Source organism: Kribbella sp. NPDC026611 (genome assembly GCF_040638345.1).
Lineage (GTDB): Bacteria > Actinomycetota > Actinomycetes > Propionibacteriales > Kribbellaceae > Kribbella.
Map to the genome: position 1 here is coordinate 522,849 of NZ_JBEZYC010000001.1, position 18,573 is coordinate 541,421.

Annotated in this window: 20 protein-coding genes; 9 read left to right on the forward strand and 11 right to left on the reverse strand. The window is 68.8% G+C overall.

The window, feature by feature from the left end; genetic code table 11:
• Window positions 1–322: 322 nt before the first annotated feature.
• Window positions 323–1,300, reverse strand: a complete 978-nt coding sequence (locus AB0E69_RS02570; RefSeq protein WP_360138344.1) for an NADPH:quinone oxidoreductase family protein — start codon at window positions 1,298–1,300, stop codon at window positions 323–325.
• Between the two features lie 108 nt (window positions 1,301–1,408).
• Between AB0E69_RS02570 and AB0E69_RS02575 the strand changes: the two genes are divergently transcribed.
• Window positions 1,409–2,035 carry a TetR/AcrR family transcriptional regulator gene (locus AB0E69_RS02575; RefSeq protein ID WP_360138347.1) on the forward strand — a complete coding sequence of 209 codons (627 nt, stop codon included), beginning with the start codon at window positions 1,409–1,411 and terminating at the stop codon, window positions 2,033–2,035.
• Here AB0E69_RS02575 and AB0E69_RS02580 read toward each other — a convergent pair.
• Window positions 2,004–2,471 carry a MarR family transcriptional regulator gene (locus tag AB0E69_RS02580; protein ID WP_360138350.1) on the reverse strand — a complete coding sequence of 156 codons (468 nt, stop codon included), beginning with the start codon at window positions 2,469–2,471 and terminating at the stop codon, window positions 2,004–2,006. The two genes, AB0E69_RS02575 and AB0E69_RS02580, sit on opposite strands and share 32 nt — an antisense overlap.
• Window positions 2,472–2,545: 74 nt before the next feature.
• Here AB0E69_RS02580 and AB0E69_RS02585 point away from each other — a divergent pair, with 74 nt between their 5' ends.
• Both AB0E69_RS02585 and AB0E69_RS02590 read left to right on the forward strand, forming a co-directional pair.
• Window positions 2,546–3,715 carry an FAD-dependent oxidoreductase gene (locus tag AB0E69_RS02585; RefSeq protein WP_360138353.1) on the forward strand — a complete coding sequence of 390 codons (1,170 nt, stop codon included), beginning with the start codon at window positions 2,546–2,548 and terminating at the stop codon, window positions 3,713–3,715.
• Between the two features lie 2 nt (window positions 3,716–3,717).
• Window positions 3,718–4,161: an AAA family ATPase gene (locus AB0E69_RS02590; RefSeq protein ID WP_360138356.1), complete on the forward strand. Its 444-nt coding sequence runs from the start codon at window positions 3,718–3,720 to the stop codon at window positions 4,159–4,161.
• Here AB0E69_RS02590 and AB0E69_RS02595 read toward each other — a convergent pair.
• Genes AB0E69_RS02595 through AB0E69_RS02605 form a run of 3 tightly spaced genes read right to left on the reverse strand, consistent with a single transcriptional unit; the run spans window position 4,151 to window position 6,052 of the window.
• Window positions 4,151–4,390: a hypothetical protein gene (locus tag AB0E69_RS02595; RefSeq protein WP_360138359.1), complete on the reverse strand. Its 240-nt coding sequence runs from the start codon at window positions 4,388–4,390 to the stop codon at window positions 4,151–4,153. The two genes, AB0E69_RS02590 and AB0E69_RS02595, sit on opposite strands and share 11 nt — an antisense overlap.
• Window positions 4,324–5,157, reverse strand: a complete 834-nt coding sequence (locus AB0E69_RS02600) for a hypothetical protein (RefSeq protein WP_360138362.1) — start codon at window positions 5,155–5,157, stop codon at window positions 4,324–4,326. Before AB0E69_RS02600 ends, AB0E69_RS02595 begins: the two co-directional genes overlap by 67 nt.
• 22 nt (window positions 5,158–5,179) lie before the next feature.
• Window positions 5,180–6,052, reverse strand: coding sequence for a 1,4-dihydroxy-2-naphthoate polyprenyltransferase (locus AB0E69_RS02605; protein WP_360138365.1), 873 nt, complete (start codon window positions 6,050–6,052; stop codon window positions 5,180–5,182).
• Between the two features lie 78 nt (window positions 6,053–6,130).
• Between AB0E69_RS02605 and menE the strand changes: the two genes are divergently transcribed.
• Genes menE through menD form a run of 3 tightly spaced genes read left to right on the forward strand, consistent with a single transcriptional unit; the run spans window position 6,131 to window position 9,770 of the window.
• Window positions 6,131–7,222: an o-succinylbenzoate--CoA ligase gene (menE, locus tag AB0E69_RS02610; protein WP_360138368.1), complete on the forward strand. Its 1,092-nt coding sequence runs from the start codon at window positions 6,131–6,133 to the stop codon at window positions 7,220–7,222.
• Complete coding sequence (locus AB0E69_RS02615; RefSeq protein ID WP_360138371.1) at window positions 7,219–8,133, forward strand: o-succinylbenzoate synthase; 915 nt, start codon at window positions 7,219–7,221, stop codon at window positions 8,131–8,133. Before menE ends, AB0E69_RS02615 begins: the two co-directional genes overlap by 4 nt.
• Window positions 8,130–9,770 carry a 2-succinyl-5-enolpyruvyl-6-hydroxy-3-cyclohexene-1-carboxylic-acid synthase gene (gene menD, locus AB0E69_RS02620; RefSeq protein WP_360138374.1) on the forward strand — a complete coding sequence of 547 codons (1,641 nt, stop codon included), beginning with the start codon at window positions 8,130–8,132 and terminating at the stop codon, window positions 9,768–9,770. Before AB0E69_RS02615 ends, menD begins: the two co-directional genes overlap by 4 nt.
• On the opposite strand, the gene mptB is transcribed toward menD, so the two are convergent.
• The 4 genes from mptB to AB0E69_RS02640 all read right to left on the reverse strand — a co-directional run bounded on the left by mptB (window position 9,757) and on the right by AB0E69_RS02640 (window position 14,656).
• A complete protein-coding gene (gene mptB, locus AB0E69_RS02625) occupies window positions 9,757–11,178 on the reverse strand; it encodes a polyprenol phosphomannose-dependent alpha 1,6 mannosyltransferase MptB (RefSeq protein ID WP_360138377.1) in 1,422 nt (473 codons plus the stop codon). The two genes, menD and mptB, sit on opposite strands and share 14 nt — an antisense overlap.
• A 49-nt stretch (window positions 11,179–11,227) precedes the next feature.
• Window positions 11,228–11,992, reverse strand: a complete 765-nt coding sequence (locus tag AB0E69_RS02630; RefSeq protein ID WP_360138380.1) for an ABC transporter permease — start codon at window positions 11,990–11,992, stop codon at window positions 11,228–11,230.
• Window positions 11,989–12,996 (reverse strand): ATP-binding cassette domain-containing protein, encoded by a 1,008-nt coding sequence (locus AB0E69_RS02635; protein WP_360138383.1) that lies wholly within the window; start codon window positions 12,994–12,996, stop codon window positions 11,989–11,991. Before AB0E69_RS02635 ends, AB0E69_RS02630 begins: the two co-directional genes overlap by 4 nt.
• A 1,030-nt stretch (window positions 12,997–14,026) precedes the next feature.
• Complete coding sequence (locus AB0E69_RS02640; protein WP_360138386.1) at window positions 14,027–14,656, reverse strand: PadR family transcriptional regulator; 630 nt, start codon at window positions 14,654–14,656, stop codon at window positions 14,027–14,029.
• Between the two features lie 55 nt (window positions 14,657–14,711).
• Between AB0E69_RS02640 and AB0E69_RS02645 the strand changes: the two genes are divergently transcribed.
• The 3 genes from AB0E69_RS02645 (at window position 14,712) to AB0E69_RS02655 (ending at window position 16,687) form a co-directional block, all read left to right on the forward strand.
• Complete coding sequence (locus AB0E69_RS02645) at window positions 14,712–15,533, forward strand: GNAT family N-acetyltransferase (RefSeq protein WP_360138389.1); 822 nt, start codon at window positions 14,712–14,714, stop codon at window positions 15,531–15,533.
• A gap of 67 nt (window positions 15,534–15,600) precedes the next feature.
• Window positions 15,601–16,116 carry a GNAT family N-acetyltransferase gene (locus AB0E69_RS02650; RefSeq protein WP_360138392.1) on the forward strand — a complete coding sequence of 172 codons (516 nt, stop codon included), beginning with the start codon at window positions 15,601–15,603 and terminating at the stop codon, window positions 16,114–16,116.
• 295 nt (window positions 16,117–16,411) lie between these two features.
• Window positions 16,412–16,687, forward strand: a complete 276-nt coding sequence (locus tag AB0E69_RS02655; protein ID WP_360138395.1) for a GNAT family N-acetyltransferase — start codon at window positions 16,412–16,414, stop codon at window positions 16,685–16,687.
• Here the strand turns inward: AB0E69_RS02655 and AB0E69_RS02660 are convergent.
• A complete protein-coding gene (locus AB0E69_RS02660) occupies window positions 16,656–17,273 on the reverse strand; it encodes an MBL fold metallo-hydrolase (RefSeq protein ID WP_360138398.1) in 618 nt (205 codons plus the stop codon). The genes AB0E69_RS02655 and AB0E69_RS02660 overlap by 32 nt on opposite strands.
• Window positions 17,274–17,276: 3 nt before the next feature.
• On the reverse strand, window positions 17,277–18,548 hold the full coding sequence (locus AB0E69_RS02665) for an isochorismate synthase (protein WP_360138401.1): 1,272 nt from the start codon (window positions 18,546–18,548) through the stop codon (window positions 17,277–17,279).
• Between the last annotated feature and the right edge of the window lie 25 nt (window positions 18,549–18,573).

Here is an 18,573-nt window from a genome sequence, read left to right on the forward strand (position 1 = left end):
CATTTTGGATGCGAAGCGATGCCAATCGACGAGAGCCGCTGAGCGCCACCCTGAGTAAGAGTTCCCAGGTCAGACGCAAGTTCCGAACGACGCTGCACACCAGCCCATAGCCTGGATTCCCGATCTGCGGGTAGTAGGTGTGCTGGTTCGGTCGCGGCGGGGTGGCCTTTCAAGGCGCAATCGCGGGTGATCACGGCGATGGCTTCCGAAGAGCGGGCCAGTCTGCGGGGTGTCGGCGTGCGAGGTTGGTGACCTTTGATCGGTCGCGACACGGGCGCGGCACGCGGTGAGGTCGGCCTAGGGGTCGAGATCGGGCTGGGGGTTAGGGGAGTAGGGCGAGTTTGCCTGTGGTGGTGCGGGATTCTAGGGCTGTTAGGGCTTTGGGGCCGTCTGCGAGGTCGTAGGTGGTGGGGTTGGTGGGGGTTAGGACGCCGGTGGTGATGAGGGTGAAGAGTTCGGTCATTAGCTCGGCGAAGATTTGGGGGGTGTGGCGGATTAGGGCGCCTAGGTTTAGGCCGATTAGATGGAGTTGGTGGGTGTAGACGAGGTCCCAGTTGGTGATTGAGGCGGGGCCGGCGGGGAGGCCGGAGACTATTACTCGGCCGGTGATGCGCTTGGTGGCTCTCAGGGTGGATTCGAAGGTGGGGCCGCCGGTTGATTCGAGGGCTAGGTCGACGCCGGTGTTGTTGGTGAGGCGCAGGATGTCGTCGGCGAGGGTGGGGCTGCGGGAGTCGAGGATGTGGTCTGGGGCGAGGGTTCGCAGTACCTCGTGCTTCTCTGCGGAGGCGACGGCTATGACTGTGGCGCCGTAGTGCTTGGCTAGGCGGACGGCGGTTTGGCCGGTGGCGCCGGCGGCGGCGTGGATTAGGACGGTTTGGCCTGGTTGGAGGGCGCCTAGGGGTTTTAGGGCGGCTAGGGCGGTGGGCCAGCTGACTGCGAGGCCTAGGGTCTGGGCGTCGGTCCAGCCGGGTGGGATGGGGATGGCGGCTTGGGCCGGGAGTACGGCGTACTCGGCGAAGGCGCCGCCTTGGATGGTGGCTCCGACGACGTGCGTGCCGATCGCCGGACCTCCCACTCCGTCGCCTAGGGCAACGATCTCGCCGGCGGCTTCGATGCCGGCGACGTACGGCGGCTGGGGGCCGCCGCGGAACGTGCCGCGGGACTGGGAGATGTCGACGTAGTTGAGGCCGGCGGCGGTGACGCGGATCAGGAGTTCGCCGGGGCCGGGGGTGGGGGTCGGGACCTCGGTCAGGTGCAGGTCTTCGGGGCCGTTGAGGGTGGTCTGCTGAAGTGCGCGCACGGTCGCTCCTGGTTTCTTTGTCGATTGACAAAGAAACCTGCCATGCGCGCCCGGGAGGGGTCAAGGGTAAAGTTGGTCGAGCGACAAACAAATCCCGAGGAGCGGCGGATGGCGACCAGGGGCAGACCGCGGACGTTCGACCCGGACGTCGCGCTGCGGCAGGCGCTCGACCTGTTCTGGGAGCGCGGGTACGAGGGGACGTCGCTGAGCGATCTCGCCCAGGCGATGGGGATCGCGTCGGCCAGCATCTACGCGTGTTTCGGCAGCAAGGAAGAGCTGTTCCGCCAAGTCATGACGCTGTACGGCGCCACGCAGGGAGAGCCGCCCCGCCGGGCCCTGCGCGAGGAGCCGACAGCCCGGGAAGCGATCCACGCCATGCTGCGCGCGACCGCCGACCAGATCACCCAGTCCGACGCCCCGCACTACTGCATGCTGATCCTCGCCGCACCCACGGGCGCCCTCGAGAACCACGCCGTACGGGAGTATCTCGCCGACATCCGCCGCAGCATGTACGACGAGAACCGCGACCGCCTCACCCGCGGCGTCAAAGACGGCGACCTCCCCGACCAGCCCGAGATCCTCGACGCAATGGCCCGCTACTACACCACCGTCGTCCAAGGCCTCTCGATCCAAGCCCGCGACGGCGCAACCCGCGCCGACCTCGAAACCGTCATCACCTGCGCACTGGCCGCCTGGGACACCCTTACGGCTGAGCCGACGACAACCGGGCCGTGACGTCGTCGGCGAGTTTGGAGAGGAGGCGGCCTAGTTCGGTGCGGTCGTGGGTGGGCCAGTCGGCGACTACTTCGCGGAACCAGCTGACGATGGCGCCGGTGTAGCGTTTGGCGGCTTCGGCGCCGGTTTCGGTGGCTTCGATCAAGCTGGCGCGGCGGTCGGTGGGGTCGGCTACTCGCCGGACCAGTCCGCGTTGTTCGAGGGACTGGATCTGGCGGGTGACGTGCGGGCCGACGACCTGCATGCGGTCCGCTATCTCGCCGACGCGGAGCGGGGTGCCGGCCATCGACAGGGTCAGCAGGATCGTCATCGCCGGCCGGTCCAGGGACAGGCCGGTCGCCTCGGTTGCCTGCTGGGCCAGCCGGCCGCGGCTCATCGCCGTACTCAGCTGAGCCAGGCGCGGCAGCAGCGCGAACTCGTCGGAAGAGTCGGCCACTTGATTACCTACCTTAGGTATGTTTATCATCCAGGAGTTAGATACCAAAGGTACATACTTCTGGAGATCTCCCTATGACGACCGTTCTGATCTCCGGCGCGAGTATCGGCGGACCGACCTTGGCCTACTGGCTGGACCGCTACGGCTTCGAAGTGACCGTGGTGGAGAAGGCGGACGCGATCCGCGGCGGCGGGTACGCGATCGACATCCGCGGTACGGCGCGTGACGTCGTCGACCGGATGGGCCTGCTGCCGGCCCTCGAGAAGGCGCACGTCGGCACCCGGAAGATCTCGTTCGTCGATTCCGACGGGGTGCCGATCGCCACGATCCAGCCGGAGACGATGGTCGGCGGGACCGAGGGCCGGGACCTCGAGGTACGGCGGGGTGACCTGGCCGACGCGCTCTACGCGCCGATCAGGGACCGCGTCGAGTTCCGGTTCAACGACTCGATCGCGACGCTGGACGATCGCGGCGATCGGGTCGACGTCGGGTTCGCGAGTGGCGCCACCGGGAGCTTCGATCTCGTCATCGGCGCCGACGGGCTGCACTCGAACACGCGGCGGCTCGTGTTCGGCCCGGAGGAGAGCTTTCATCGGTACGTCGGCTATGCGTTCGCCGGCTTCACCCTGCCCAACGAGTTCGGCCTCGCGCACGAGGGTGTCGTCTGGAACGCGCCCGGCCGCGCGGCCGTCCTCTACGCGCACGAGCCGGACGAGCCCGTGCATGGATTCCTCAACCTCCTGGAGGAGGAGCCGCCGTACGAGGCGTTCCGTGACCCGGAGGCTCAGCGTGAGCTCGTCGCGGCCAAGTTCCCCGAGCTGGGCTGGCACATACCGCGGCTGGTGCAGGCCGTGCGTGATGCGGACGACCTGTTCGTCGACGTGGTCAGCCAGATCCACATGCCGACCTGGTCGCGCGGGCGAGTCGCGTTGGTGGGGGACGCGGCGTACGCGACGTCGTTCATGTCCGGCCAGGGCTCGAGCGTTGCGCTCGTCGGTGCGTACGTGTTGGCGGGTGAGCTGGCGACGTACTCCGATCACGCGGAGGCGTGTGCGGCGTACGAGCGGCGGATCCGTGGGTTTGTCGAGCAGAACCAGGCGCTGGTCGAGTTCGGTCGCAGCTCGCTGGCGCCGGCGACTCAGGAGCTGATCGACGCCCGCAACGCCGCGCTGCGCGGTGGCAAGCTGAAGAGTTCGGGAGGCAAGGCTGCTTACAGTGCGCTGGTCCTGCCGGAATACTGCTGAGCATGGCGCGCGTCCTGATCACCGGTATGTCGGGCGCCGGCAAGACGACCGTCCTGGACGAGCTTCGCCGGCGCGGCCACCTCACAGTCGACACCGATTACGACGGCTGGACCCTGACCGACGGCACCTGGGACGAACCGCGAATGAGTTCGTTGCTGGCCGAGCAGGCCGACGTGGTGGTGTCAGGAACCGTTGAAAACCAGGGCCGTTTCTACGACCGCTTCGAGCAGGTCGTGCTGCTCAGCGCACCAGTCGAGGTCCTGATCGAGCGGGTGAGCCAACGGACCAACAATCCTTACGGACACACCCCGGAGCAGCGCTCCGAGATCACGGGCTACGTCGAGACCGTCGAGCCCCTACTACGAAAGGGAGCCACCGCCGAGCTGGACGCCCGCGCGCCAGTCAAAGCGCTCGCCGACAACATCGAGGCACTGCTCAGCCGATGACGCTGGCCAGGTAGCCCTTCGGGATCGCGGCGCGGGACCGAAGCTCGACCGCGTCGGCGTACGGAACAAGCCGCAGCCACGAGACGAGCCGGTGGACGCCGAGCAGGGGTTTGGTCGCTTCCAGGTCGGAGCGGAGTATCTGTGGATCTGCCGGCCATTCACTCAGGTAGGTCGCGTACAGCTCCTCGCGGTCGCCGGCAGTGAGCGGTTTGCAGGTCCACTCCTCCACTGCGTCAAGGAAACCGTGCAGGGTGACGAACGGGTGTCCTCGGATCGTGTTCCCGAAGTCAAGAACCGTAGCTTCAGGTCACCGTCGATGCGGGTGGCGAAGATGTTGGCCGGGTAGACGTCGTTGAAGTCCAGGTCGAGCGGGATGGTGAGCGACGGGGTACGGCGGTTCAGGTCGGCTGCCGCTTGCTCGGCCCGTCGGAGGGTGTCTGGGGAGAGGTGGAGCGGGTGGTCGGGTGGAAACGTAGCCCAGGTGCGGGTGATTGCGCGTAGTTCGTCGCCGGCTGCCTGCGGGTTGAGTGTCAGGAGTGAGGCGGTCACACGGCCGACCAGGGTGCGTTGCAGGCGGGCCAGTGCGCGGACGACTGTGCGTCGGGTCTGCTGGTTGGCGACGTCGGCGTGGGTGAGGGTTGGGCCTTGGTCGTCGGTGAGTAGCCAGCTGCGATCGCGGTCGACTGCGAGTGGTACCAGTACGTCGTCTCGTGCCAGCTCGGCCAGGGCCGCGACCAAGTCGGCTTCGAACCGATGTCCTGGGTTGTTCTCCTTGAACCACACCAGACCCTCGGCGGTCGAGTAGCACCGCACTGCGGACCAGAAACGGGCTCGGTAGGTGATGCCGTCGCCAGTGACTGTACGGCCGCGTGCAGCCAGGCGGTCGATCACCCAGGTGTCGACTGTCTGGGTCCACTCCGCTGACGTCCAGCGGCGGACCCACTGACCCTCAGCGTCCGGCCTGAGCGGTCTCGGTGACGGCACCTCGTGCACCATGCGGTGACGCTAGCGACAGGAGTTAGCGGCCTAGGGCGAGGCCGATGCCGAGGCCCACGGCGTACAGGAGTTCGGTGAGGCCGGTGCTCTTGAGGACGGGGATCAGGGCTGGGCCCACTGCGTCGCTGAGGACTGTGCGGGTGGCGGGGACAGCCAGGGGGATGGCTATGAAGGCCAGGAGGGTCCAGGGGGTCGCGAGGACCGAGACGGCTGCTAGGACGAACGCTAGGGCGATCAGGGCGGCGTAGAGGCGGCGGGAGTTGGGGGCGCCTAGGACTACGGCCAGGGTGCGTTTGCCGGTGACTGTGTCGGTGGGGATGTCGCGGAGGTTGTTGGCTACCAGCAGGGCGCAGGCGATGGAGCCGATGGAGATGGCGCCGGCTACCGCGGGCCAGGTGATGCGTTCGGCCTGGACGTACGTCGTACCCAGGACTGCTACCAGGCCGAAGAAGAGGAAGACGCTGACCTCGCCGAGGGCTCGGTAGCCGTACGGGCGTTTGCCGCCGGTGTAGAACCAGGCGCCGAGCAGGGACGCGGCGCCGGCGACCAGGAGCCACCACGTGGTCGTGGCGCAGAGGACGATGCCCAGGGCGGCGCCGATGCCGAAGCAGGTGAAGGCGGCGGTCTTGACGTGGCCGGGGTAGGCGACCTTGGAGCCGACGAGGCGGAGCGGGCCGACGCGGTTCTCGTCCGTACCGCGGATGCCGTCGCTGTAGTCGTTGGCGTAGTTGACGCCGATCTGCAGGGCGAGCGCGACGCCGAGGGCGAGCAGGGCCTTCCACCAGACGAAGCCGTCCAGGTACGCCGCGGCGCCGGTTCCGACCAGCACCGGCGAGATCGCGGCGGGCAAGGTGCGGGGGCGAGCGCCTTCGATCCACTGCGCAGGGGTAGCCACGAGGACCAATTCTGTCAGCCACTCGAGGCGGGCCGGGCGGCCGGGGTGGTGGGGGCTGGTCGTACGCTCGGGGGTGTTATGGGTAGCTTGCGGCTGGTCTCGGGGACGCCGGATGTGGTGCTGGCCGCGTTGAGCGGGGTGCTGGACGGGACCGGTACCGCGTTTGCGCCGGTGCCGGAGGATCCGGCCGGGGCGGCGCGGGTGCGGCAGGCAGCTCGGCCGGACGAGCCGTTGGAGGACGGCGTAGCTGTGGTGCTGACCACGTCAGGGTCCTCCGGCGAGCCCAAAGGGGTGCTGCTGTCGCGGGACGCGTTGGTGGCGTCGGCGGAGGCTACGCACGACCGGTTGGGCGGCCCGGGGCAGTGGTTGTTGCCGATGAGGCCGTACTTCGTGGGCGGGCTGCAGATCCTCACCCGGTCGCTGGTCGCGGGGACGACGCCGGTGATGCTCGGCGACAGCTTCACCGCGAGCGCGGAGCGGTTGACGGGCGCCAGGCGGTACACGGCCATGGTGCCGACCCAGCTGGCGCGGTACCTGGAGACGGATCTCGACGCGCTGCGGTCGTTCGACGCGATCATCATCGGCGGGGCGTCGATGCCCGAGCCGTTGAAGGCTCAGGCGTCCGAAGCGGGCGTGACGGCGATCCCGGCGTACGGGATGACCGAGACCGGCAGCGGCTGTGTGTACGCCGGTCTCCCGCTCGACGGGACCGCGGTCGACCTCGACGACGGGCGGATCCTGATCAAGGGGAGCACGCTGTTCTCCGGGTACCGCTTGCGCCCGGAGTTGACGGCCGAGGTACTGCGAGACGGCTGGTTCCGCACGCAAGACCGGGGCGAGCTCGTGGACGGACGGCTGCGGGTCGTTGGCCGGGTCGACGATGTGGTGATCTCGGGTGGCGTGAACGTCACGCTGACCACCGTGCAGGCGCGGCTGCTGGAGCATCCGGAAGTGAAGGACGCCGTTGTCCTCGGGGTGCCGGACGCCGAGTGGGGGACGCGGGTGGTGGCGTTCGTCGTGGGCGCGCCGAGTCGGGAAGAGCTCAGAGACTTCGTGTCCGAGGTGCTGCCGCGGACCTGGGCGCCGCAGGACGTGACCGCCCTGGACGCGCTACCGATGCTTGCCTCAGGCAAGGTTGATCGTCAGTCCCTGCTGGAGGATGCGCGGTGATCACGTACTCGCTCGGTCTGAAGAACAAGTTCCGCGGGATCACCGTCCGCGAGGGCATGCTGTTCGAGGGACCAGCGGGCTGGGCCGAGTGGAGCCCGTTCCTCGACTACGACGACGCGACCTGCGTCTCCTGGCTGCGGGCCGCGCATGAGGCGGCGTACGACGGCTGGCCGGCGCCGGTGCGCGACCTCGTACCGGTCAACTGCACCGTGCCCGCGGTCGGTCCGGAGAAGGCGGCAGAGATCGTCAGAGCGTCCGGCTGCGGTACGGCGAAGGTCAAGGTGGCTGAGCCGGGGCAGACCCTCGCCGACGACCTCGCCCGCGTCGAGGCGGTCCGTGACGCGATCGGCTCAGGCCGGGTTCGCGTCGACGCGAACGGCGCGTGGTCGGTCGACCAGGCGGTGCGGAGCGTGCGAGAGCTGCAGCGGTTCGAGCTGGAGTACGTCGAGCAGCCCTGCGCGACTGTGGAGGAGCTGGCTGCCGTACGGCGGCGTGTCGACGTACCCGTGGCTGCCGACGAGTCAATCCGGCGCGCTGAGGACCCGTACCTGGTGAAGAAGCTGGACGCTGCGGACATCGCCGTACTGAAGGTGCAGCCGATCGGTGGCGTCCGGGCGTGTCTGGAGATAGCGGAGCGGATCGGCCTGCCGGTAGTGGTGTCGTCGGCGCTGGAGACGTCGGTGGGGATCGCTGCGGGCGTAGCGCTGGCCGCGGCGCTACCTGAGCTTCCGTACGCCTGTGGGTTGGCGACAGTCTCGATGTTCATCCACGACGTGGTCCGAGAACCACTGGTGCCAGTAGACGGCGTCCTCCCTGTCAGACGTCCTGAACCGGACCAGGTCACACGGGCGAGCGAGGAACGGTCCAAGGTGTGGGAAGAGCGGTTGGCGCGAGTGAGGAGTGCTGGATGAACCCGTCAACAGCGTTTGCGGCCGTGCTGGTCGACGAGCTGATCCGCAACGGCGTACGGGAGGCCGTGGTCTCGCCGGGATCCCGCAGCGCCCCACTGGCCCTCGCACTGGCCGAGGCCGACCGCAGCGGCCGGCTACGACTCCACGTGCGCATCGACGAGCGTACGGCGGGGTTCCTGGCCATCGGCCTGATCCGGGGGACTGGACTGCCCGTACCTGTCGTCACCACGTCCGGGACTGCGGTCGCCAACCTGCACCCGGCCGTCCTCGAGGCGAGCCACAGCGGCCTGCCCCTGATCGTGCTGAGCGCCGACCGCCCACCGGCGCTCCGCGGTACCGGTGCGAACCAGACGACCGACCAGCTCAAGGTGTTCGGCTCGGCGGTCCGCCTGTTCCACGAGATGGGTACGCCGGTGCGCGAGGTGGGCCAGGTGGCGTACTGGCGGTCGCAGGTCGCCCGGGCAGTCGCCAACGCGACAGGTACTCGCTCAGCTGACCCAGGACCCGTCCAGCTCAACTGCCCGCTGACGGAGCCGCTGGTACCCACCGACGGACCGGAGTGGCCGGAGCCGCTCGACGGACGCAGCACCGGACCGTGGACCGCCGTACATGCTGCCGCTGGGAAGCCCTCGGCCGTGTCGCCTGGACCGAAGACGGTCGTGGTTGCCGGTGACGGTGCGTCGCAGGCAGCGCGGTTGGTGGCCGAGGCTGGTCAGTGGCCGTTGTTCGCGGAGCCGTCCAGCCGGGCGCGGACCGGGCCGGCCGTCATCTCGGCCTACCGTTTGTTGCTGCAGGCAAGTTCTTTGGCGGAGCAGATCGAGCGGGTGCTGGTGTTCGGGCACCCGACGCTGTCCCGGCCGATCTCGAAGCTGCTGGCGCGGCCGGACGTCGAGGTGACAGTGGTCTCGCCGACCGGTTCGTGGCCCGACCCGGCCCGGCGGGCGGCGTCGGTGGTGACCGGGCTCGAGGTGCTCGCGCCGGACACAACCAACTGGTTGGACAGTTGGCAGCAGGCCGATCAGCTCGCCCGCCCGGCGATCGACAAACTGCTCACCGACGGGCTGAGCGGCCCGCGGATCGCGCAGCTCGTCGGCGAGGCGGCCGGCGCCGACGGCATGCTCGTCGTCGCCTCCTCGAACCCGATCCGCGACCTCGACCTCGCGCCGATCGTCCCGATCCGGACGATCGCGAACCGCGGCCTGGCGGGTATCGACGGCACGATCTCCACCGCGGTCGGCGCGGCGCTCGCCAACGCGGGACCGACGTACGCGCTGGTCGGCGACCTCGCCTTCCTGCACGACAGCAACGGCCTGATCATCGGGCCGGAGGAGGCGCGGCCCGACCTGCGGATCGTCGTCGTCAACGACAACGGCGGCGGGATCTTCTCGACGCTGGAGCAGGGTCATCCGGACCAGGCCACGTACTTCGAGCGTGTCTTCGGTACGCCGCACAACGTCGACCTGGCCGCATTGTGCGCCGCTACCGGTACGCCGTACCAGTTGGCGGAGACTGCTGACGCGCTGCGGGCCGCACTGGCGTCGACGGTCGCCGGCATGGATGTGGTCGAGGCACGCGTGTCACGCGACGACCATCGGCCGCTGGGGGAGGCACTGGTGGCGGCGCTCAAGCAGCAGTAACGGGGAGCTTCTCTACCTTGCGTGGGTGCATGGTGCGGAGGTGGTTGAGCAGCGGGAGTCCGACCGCAATCACCAGCGCCAGCGTGGTCAGGATGGGAATGGTCGCACCACGCAGCGACGAGTTGAGCGGTGCGGCCAGGGTGAAGATCAGGCTGACCGCAGTCATGATCGTCGTCGGCCAGCGGCCCGGTCGGGCGACGGCCAGGAACGGCAGGCACCACAGGAAGTACCAGTCGTGCGCGCTCGGGCCTAGCACCACCACGGCGAGCAGTGCGATGCCTACAGCTCGAGCGGCGTAGTGGATGGACGACCTGAGGCTCAGCACGACGATGAGGCTGACCGCAACGACCATGCCGACCAGGCGGACGATGCTGAGGGCCTGCTGCGCGGCAGAGTCGTCACCGAGCCACTCCAGTACGCCGGACGCTGCCATGCCGACCAGGTTGGCGATGGAGAAGGGCGAGCGGACCAGTCCGGGTACGTCGAGCGCACTGATCCAGCCGGAGCCCACACCGCTGAGCTCGCCGATGGTGACGAGGGTCAGTACGGACACGAAGCCAGCGATGACCAGGCTGGCCAAGCGGTGCAGGCGTCCGGCCAGCGGGCTCATCACTGCGGCGATAGCGATGACCACTAGGCCGCCGGGCAGCTTCACTGCTGCGGCGGCTCCTGCTACGACTGCCGCCGTACCCCAGTGGCCGGTCAGTGCGAGTGCGAAGGCACTGCAGGCCAGGCCGAGCATCAGTACGTCGTTGTGGGCCGCGCCGATGCCGTGGGTGATCAGCATGGGGTTCAGCACGACCAGCCAGGTCGCGAAGGCCGGGTCAACGCGACATGCGGTTGCTAGGCGCGGTACAGCCCAGGCGATGAGGACTATGCCGACTACTGCGAGCAGGCGGTGCGCCAGCATCAGCAGATACGGGTCCATGGTGAGGTGGGCCATCAGACCGCCGTACGCCAGCGGCAGCGGACCGTACGGCGCTGGTGTCTGCATCCACATCGGGTCGACGGCCTCGACGATGTGACCGGACAGGACCCCCGGGCCCACGTCGTACGGGTTGTAGCCCTTGGCGACCAGTGCGCCCTGCGCGGCGTAGCTCCACGCGTCCCGGCTGAACAGCGGCGGGATCAGCAGCAGCGGAGCACTCCAGTACGCCGTCATCCGCAGCAGCGGGAGGCGTGCACCGGCCATGACCTGCTTGCCGATGGTCAGCCAGGCCCACGCCATCAGGCCGAGGCCGGCGACCATGAACGTCAGGCCGATCATGCGCCCGGCCAGTGAGTGGCGCAGGTCCCCGGTGACCGGCAGGGCGGCCACCCACGAGGACGGCGGCACCACCGACGTCACCAGGCTCGCCAGGGCAACGACGATGGAGCCGACGATCCCACGGATCATCGGCGAGCGCATGACCGGACCGTAGCCCGGTCATGCGACTCGCTGATGAACAACAGGTTGCTCAGGCGGATTCCTTGCGGAAGGTGCGCGCGCCGACCGTCAAACCGATAAGGGTCAGCAGCACGACCCAGAACAGGCCCCACAGCGACGACGAGCTGGTGATGTCGCCGCGGAACAGCGCCCGTACGCCGGTGACGACGTGCTTCAGCGGGCTGATGTCGGACAGTCGCTGCAGCCAGGTCGGGCCGATCTGCATCGGCAGGAGGATGCCGGACAGCAGCAGGAGCGGCATGGCGATGCCGTTGAGCAGCGGGGCGAGTGCGTCCTCGCTCTTGGTGATGAGCGCGACGGAGTACGACAGCGAGGCGAAGGTCGCGCCGAGGAGTGCGACGATGACGAGCGAGAGCAGTACGCCGCTCCAGGGGGCGCGTAGGCCGAGTGGGATCGCGACGACGAGGAGGAGGACGGACTGGACGACCAGGACGACGACGTCACGCAGTACGCGGCCTGCCATCAGGGCCATGCGAGACGCGGGGGTGACGCGGTCCGCCTCGATGACGCCGGCGCGGTACTCCGCGATCAGACCGAAACCGACGAACATCGCGCCGAACATACCGAGCTGGACGATCAGGCCGGGGATGAAGACCTGGTAGGCGTTGGTCGTCGTACCTTGGCTGATCTGGGCGGTGATCGGCTTCAGCAGCGGGCCGAACAGGAACAGGTAGAGCAGCGGCTGGCTGAGCATGAGGATCGACCACATCGGGTTGCGCAGCGAGAGGCGCATGGCGCGGTGGAACACGATCCAGGTCTCCCGGAGCACGGTCATGCCACGGCCTCCTTCTCCTTCTCGTCCTGCTCGCTGTCTTCTGTCGTGGGCGCTTCCTCGTCGCGGAGCGATCGACCGGTCATGGTGAGGAACACGTCGTCGAGGGTCGGGCGGTGTACCTCGACACCGTCGAGCTCGATGCCCTGGGCATCGATCGAGCGGAGCAGGCCGGGGAGGATGCTGCCACCCTTGGGGATGCGGAAGTTGACCGCCGTACCGTCGGTCTCGATCGCCACTGCGCCGTCGAGCTTCTCGACGATGGCGGCTGCCGCCGGGCCCTGGGTGGGATCCGCGAGGCTGAGGCGGACGCCGTCGCCGGAGACCTGCTGCTTGAGCGCCTCCGGGGTGCCGGAGGCAACGATCTTGCCGTGGTCGATGACGAGGATGCGGTCGCAGAGCGCGTCCGCCTCGTCGAGGTAGTGCGTGGTGAGGAAGATCGTGGCGCCCCGGGTGCGGAGGTCGCGGATGTGTTGCCAGAGGTTGGCGCGGGCCTGCGGATCCAGTCCTGTGGTGGGCTCGTCGAGGAAGATGACCTTCGGGTCGTGGATCAGGCCCATCACGATGTCGAGCCTGCGGCGTTGACCGCCGGACAGCGTCTTGCACTGCCGGCGCCAGAGGCCGGGGAGGTCGAGCTCCTCGAAGAGGCGTTGACCGTCGGCGATCGCCTTCGCCTTGGGTACGCCGTACAGGCGCGCGTGGTCGACGACCTCGTCGCCGGCGACCGCTTCGGGGAGGGTGGAGCCGCTCTGCGGGACATACCCGATGCCGCGGCGTACGCCGACCGGATCCTTCGCGAGGTCGCAACCGGCGACGGTCGCGGTGCCGGCGGTCGGCTTGATGAGGGTGGCCAGCATGCGCATGGTGGTCGTCTTGCCGGCGCCGTTCGGCCCGAGAAACCCGACGATCTCACCGTCGGCGACATCGAGGTCCACCCCCTGCACAGCCTGCACCGGCCCCCGCTTGGTCTTGAACGTGCGGACAAGCCCGCGAGCTTCGATCATCATGGTTGGTAGTCTGAGTGATCAACATTGAATAGTCAATGTTGAATGCTCCCCGGCGGTGCTACGCGCGGCTCCTGCGTCGCCGTGCGCCGCGCCGCTCCCACCCACCCTCCGGGCTTACCGCCGGCTGGTCTGCCAGCTGGCGCTGGCGGGTTGCTCGCTGCCGCTCGCGGGTGACTACCCCGGGCTGGCGCCCTCCTATGTCGTACTGCTGGTGAGTGGTGCTGGTGGTAGTCCCATCGCGGTGCTACGCGCCGCCCCACCCACCCACCCGTCCGTTCGAGGGCGAGTGCCCCGGTACATCCGGCTGGCGCCGGGGGTTTGCTCGCTACGCTCGCGGATTGCGAGCTGCGCTCGCGGTTCGCGGCTGTGCCGCGGGTTGCTCGCTGCCGCTCGCGGATGACTTCCTCGGGCTGGCGTCGTACTCGTCGTACTGCTGATGTCGGGTGCTGCTGGTAGCCCGGCGCGGTGCTACGCACGGCTCCTTCGTCGCCGAGCTACGCGCCGCCCCACCCACCCTGCTAGCTCGGGGGCTGCCGCCCGACTGGCGCCCGGGCGTTCGCTCGCTGCGCTGGTGGTGGCTGCTTGGGGGTGGCCTCCGTACGTCAACGGACGGTGATGCTGGCGGGTGGGATCGGTGCATCGCGGTGGTGCGTGCCGGTCCCGCTATCCCGTCGATATGGGAGAGGCGACCGGGTGGTGCCCGGCTGACGGCGTAGCTAGCTCGACGTGCTGACGGGCGTTGGTTCGCTCGGGTGGGCCCGATCTTCGGAGGAAAAGGGTCACTACGCGGCATTTTTGTTCCGGAGATCGAGGCACGTAGGCGCCGGGGATGCGCGCGGGTGGTGGGGCGTGCGGGGGGCTTGGCGCCGGCCGTCTGTCAGCTGGCGCTGGCTTGTTGCGGCTGCCGCCCGCGGGTGGCTACCGCGCGCGGGCGCATTCCTCGTCGTACTGCTGGTGGTGTCGTGTGTAGCTGGTCGACGTACGGCTCCTTCGCCGCCGCACTACGCGCCGCCCCGCTCGTGCCGGGGGGCTATGGGTTCGGGGGGTTGGGGATTTCGCCCCAGTGGGTGATCATGCCGGGGTGGGGGGTCCAGTCGGCTGGTTCGCCGGCGAAGGAGTAGGCGCCGTTGGTGATTCTGGTGTGGAAGGCCTTGGTCCACTCGAGTTCGCCTTTGTCGCGGGCGGTGGTGATGCGGAACATTTCCACGACGTGGTCGGGGGTGCCGGGGTCTTCGAGGATTTGGCGTTCGGAGAAGGGTTCGGATTTTTGCCACGCTTCCAGCTGGGAGATGCGGGCCTCGAGCGCGGCCAGGACCTCGTCGCGGCGGAGGGACCAGAGGAAGCTGAGGGCGGCTTGCATGCGGTCGGGGTGGAAGCCGTCGACCGTCCAGAGCATGCCGCGGAGGAGGGAGAAGTACTCCGTTTCGCCGTCGGAGGTGAGTTTGTACGACGTCCTGCCGGGGCGGTGGGCGCCGTCTTGTTCCAGCTCCTGGAGGTAGCCGTGCTTCGCCAGGGTGCGCAGGCCGGTGTAGATCGAGCCGGGGTTGATGTTCGCCCAGCTCTGCACGTTCCACGTGATCAGCTCGCGGCGCAGCTGGTACCCGTACGCCGGCTGGAAGATCCGCACGACGCCGAGCAGCAACAACCGCGTGGTGGACATGGTCGCAGTGTAAATCCGCGCGACCGGTGCAGCGTCGCGGCGTACGCTCGCGGCCATGGACGTCCGGGTGACCAGTGATGCACAGGCCTTCGAGGACACGACGTTCGGGTTCCTCCAGCAGGACCCGGTGCTGCACACGGTCGTGATGAGCAACGTGCACGAGCGCGCGACCGGTCTGCTGCCGCTCGAGGACGGGACGGCGTACTACGTCTCCGTGCACGACCCGGACGTGGTCGGCGTCGCGATGCGGGTGCCGGGGCGGAAGGTGTACGTCGGGGCGCTGCGGGAGGAGCTGGCCGACGCCGTCGCCGATGCGTACGTCGACGTACTGCCTGAGGCGCCGGGTGTCGGTGGGGTGCGGCCCGCGGCGGAGCGATTTGCGCGCAGGTGGTGCGAGCGGCGCGGCGGGCAGTTCGTCGAGGCGGAGGCGGCTCGGCTGCACAAGCTGGTCGAACTCACGCCGCTGGCCGCCGATGGTGGCGCGGCCCGTCCGGTCCGGGAGGACGACCTCGAGCTGGTCGCGGCCTGGGCTGGTGACGGGTTCGAGGAGCTCAAGCGGGAGCGCGATTGGGCGCGTCGTCAGCTGGAGCACGGCACGCTGTGGATGTGGGAGGTCGGCGGCGAACCGGTCAGCATGGTCGGGTTTCACCTGCCGATCTTCGGTGTCTGCCGGGTGGGGCCGGTGTACACGCCGCCGGAGCACCGGAAGCACGGGTACGCCGGGGCGCTGACCAGTCAGGTGTCCGCGCAAATCCTTGCTGACGGCAACGAAGCGTGCCTGTACACGGATCTCGCCAACCCGACCTCGAACAAGATCTACTACCAGGCCGGCTATCGCCCGGTCGCGGATTTCGTCGAGCTGGACTTCGTCGCATGATCGCCCGCGCAACCAGCGGTCCGAAGGCGTTCCAGGAGCTCGTTTCAGCATCGCGGAGCCGGCGCGGGTGTTTGCCGAGGAGTACGGCGTACGGACCGGGCGGAGCTTTCGGCAGACGGAACGGGCTCGGCTGCACAGGCTGGGGGACTTCGTTGCGCAGCAGGCGGATGGGGCGCCGCGGCCGGCGGGCGCGGCGGATCTGGATGCGCTGACCCCGATGTTCGGGAAGTATCGCGCGGAGGTTGGGCATACGGACGAACGGGCGGCGGCGGACCGGCAGTGGTTGGAGCAGCGGGTTGAGCGCGGGCGGTTGTGGGTCTGGGAGGACGGGCGGATTGTCAGCTTCGTCGGGCATCAGGCGCCGGTGTTCGGGGTGGCTCGGGTGGGGCCGGTTGACACGGCGCCGGAGTTTCGTGGGCGTGGGTACGCGAGCGCGTTGACGGCGGCGGTGACCGGGCGGTTGCGGAAGGTCGTGGACGAGGTCTGTTTGTTCACGGATCTGGCGAATCCGACGTCGAACAAGATCTACGCCGCCATTGGGTTCCGGCCGGTGCAGGACTTTGTCGGATATGCGTTCGCCTGATCCGGTGTGGCAGGTGGTGCTGCTGGAGGAGCTGGATCGGGGCGGGATGCTGGTCGAGACCGCCGACGGGGCGCTGGCGGTTGTGCGCGAGCCGCGGGGGATGCGGCTGGTGTGTTTGCCCGGGAATGGGCAGTTGCCGTGGGCAAGCAAGTGCAGGAGCTGGGTGGGGTGCGGTTGTACCGGCTGGGGGAGATGAGCCGGGAGGAGGACGCGCGGCGAGGTGGGTGCCGGGGGACCGGGTCGAGGGTGCAGAGCTGAGCCGAGCAGTCCGCGCGATGGTGGACGAGAAACGGTTGTGGGTGCTGGAGGCAGACGGGCAGGTGGTGACGCTCGGCCCCACCGGTTGCCGAGCCGCAACGTAGTACGTCTGGGCCCGATCTACACGCCACCACAGTTCAGAAGACGTGGTTACGGTTCGGCGCTGACCGCGCAGTTGGCCAAGCGGGTGAGACCGGCCGAGGTCTGCCTCAGGACGGACCTCGGCAATCCGGACTCACATCGCGTCTACCAGCGGATCGGGTTCGAAGCAGTTGCCGATTTCAGGCGATTTCGGTTGTGTCGCCTGGTTTGAGGCCCAGGTACGGGCGCTCGTCGGAGTTGAGGAAGCGGGGGTACATGCTCAGGCCGATCTCGTTGAGCAGGCCGTCGTGGATGCCCACGAGCTGCTCCGACTTCACCGCGCGGGCGTAGTCGACCGCCGGCGGGAGGGAGAACCACGGACCGGAGATCGGGACCAGGTTGGTGTGGACGGCGCGGTCGGGTTGGGTGAAGGAGTCGCCGGGGTGGTAGACGGCGTCGTCGATCAGGAAGCCGACGTTCTCGCAGGGGATGCCCCACTCGGGCAGGATCACCGCGTGGTCCTTGCCGTAGGCACTGACCGAGAACCCGGCCGCCTCGAAGGACTGCCCGCCGGCCACCACGTGCACGCGGTCGCCCAGCGCGGTCAGCTGAGCCGCGACGCCGGCGTTCGTGTACACCGGTACGTCGAGAGCCGCGACCCGGTCGATGTCGAGGTGATCCCCGTGCTCGTGCGTGACCAGGATCGCGTCGGCCTTCTCGAAGACCGCGTCCTCGCTGAACGACCCCGGGTCGACCAGCAGCGTCTTACCGTCCTTCTCCAACCGAACACACGCATGCGCAAACTTCGTCAGCTTCACAGTTCAGTCTCCTAGCGCATCTCTCATGGGAACGAGCTTCGCGTTCGTTTCGGCCAGTTCGGCGTCGGGGTTGGAGCCTGCGACGATGCCGGCGCCGGCGAACAGGCGCATTCGGCGTGGGTCGTCGGGGTCGGCCTGGCCGCAGCGCAGGGCGATGCACCACTCGCCGTCGCCGGACGCGTCCATCCAGCCGACCGGTCCGCTGAACCGGCCGCGCTGCATGCCCTCGATCTCGCCGATCAGGTCCCGCGCGGCCGGGGTCGGCGTACCGCACACCGCCGCGGACGGGTGCAGCGCCGCGGCCAGTCCGAGCGCGGAGGCGCCGTTGTTCGCGACGCCGGCGACGTCGGTGGCGAGATGCATCACGTTCGGCAGGTGCAGCACGAACGGGGTCTCGGGCACGTTCATCGACTTGCAGTGCGGCTTCAGCGCGTCCGCGACCGAGCGGACCGCGAACTCGTGCTCCTCGAGGTCCTTCGACGACCGCGCCAGCGACGCGGCCAGCGCGAGGTCGTGCGCGTCGTCGCCGGTACGGCGGATGGTCCCGGCCAGCACGCGGGACGTGATCAGGCCCTTCTCCCGGCGTACCAGCAGCTCCGGGGTGGCGCCGATCAGCCCGTCGACGGAGAACGTCCAGCAGTTCGGGTACGACGTCGCGAGCCGCTGCAACGGCCAGCGCAGGTCGATCGGCTGCTCGGCGATCGCGATCAGGTCCCGCGCGAGCACGACCTTGTCCAGCTCGCCGGCGGTGATCCGCTGTACCGCGTCGGCGACGATGCTTGACCAGTCCGTTCCGGTCCGGGCGCCGTCCGCGAACGTCACGTCGTACACCGGGGAGGGCTCGTGGCGGAGCAGGTCGGGGGCGGCGGCCAGTGAGCTGGCGGGGGAGACCGTGGTCACCCAGGTGGTGCTGCCGCGGCGGCCGACGATCACCTCGGGGACGACCAGCTCACCCGGGTCCTCGTCGGTGAAACCGAACGATCCGAAGCAGACCAGTCCCGAGCCTGGTACGCCGACCTCGTCGCGCACCACGGCAGAGCCGGTCAGCTGCTGCCACCAGAGCACGGCGTCCTGGAAACGGTTGCCACCGGCAACGTTCAGCCGGGCGGCGACACCCCAGCCGACGTGCCCGTCGCCACGCCGTACCCAGGCCAGACCCCCCTCGGCCGGCAGGTGGTCCAGCAGCTGCGCCGACACGCCGTCGACGGGCTGGCTGCGAATCACCAGCCGGGGTGCTTGCGAATGACCGGATCGGACCGGGTCAGACAAGCTCACGGCACCACTCCTCGCTCGTGCCCCG

Coding starts and splice junctions, on each gene's coding strand:
- AB0E69_RS02575 (WP_360138347.1), top strand. CDS start 1,409: ATGGCGACCAGGGGCAGACCGCGGACGTTCGACCCGGACGTCGCGCTG.
- AB0E69_RS02585 (WP_360138353.1), top strand. CDS start 2,546: ATGACGACCGTTCTGATCTCCGGCGCGAGTATCGGCGGACCGACCTTG.
- AB0E69_RS02590 (WP_360138356.1), top strand. CDS start 3,718: ATGGCGCGCGTCCTGATCACCGGTATGTCGGGCGCCGGCAAGACGACC.
- AB0E69_RS02600 (WP_360138362.1), bottom strand. CDS start 5,157: ATGGTGCACGAGGTGCCGTCACCGAGACCGCTCAGGCCGGACGCTGAG.
- menE (WP_360138368.1), top strand. CDS start 6,131: ATGGGTAGCTTGCGGCTGGTCTCGGGGACGCCGGATGTGGTGCTGGCC.
- menD (WP_360138374.1), top strand. CDS start 8,130: ATGAACCCGTCAACAGCGTTTGCGGCCGTGCTGGTCGACGAGCTGATC.
- mptB (WP_360138377.1), bottom strand. CDS start 11,178: ATGCGCTCGCCGATGATCCGTGGGATCGTCGGCTCCATCGTCGTTGCC.
- AB0E69_RS02630 (WP_360138380.1), bottom strand. CDS start 11,992: ATGACCGTGCTCCGGGAGACCTGGATCGTGTTCCACCGCGCCATGCGC.
- AB0E69_RS02635 (WP_360138383.1), bottom strand. CDS start 12,996: ATGATGATCGAAGCTCGCGGGCTTGTCCGCACGTTCAAGACCAAGCGG.
- AB0E69_RS02640 (WP_360138386.1), bottom strand. CDS start 14,656: ATGTCCACCACGCGGTTGTTGCTGCTCGGCGTCGTGCGGATCTTCCAG.
- AB0E69_RS02645 (WP_360138389.1), top strand. CDS start 14,712: ATGGACGTCCGGGTGACCAGTGATGCACAGGCCTTCGAGGACACGACG.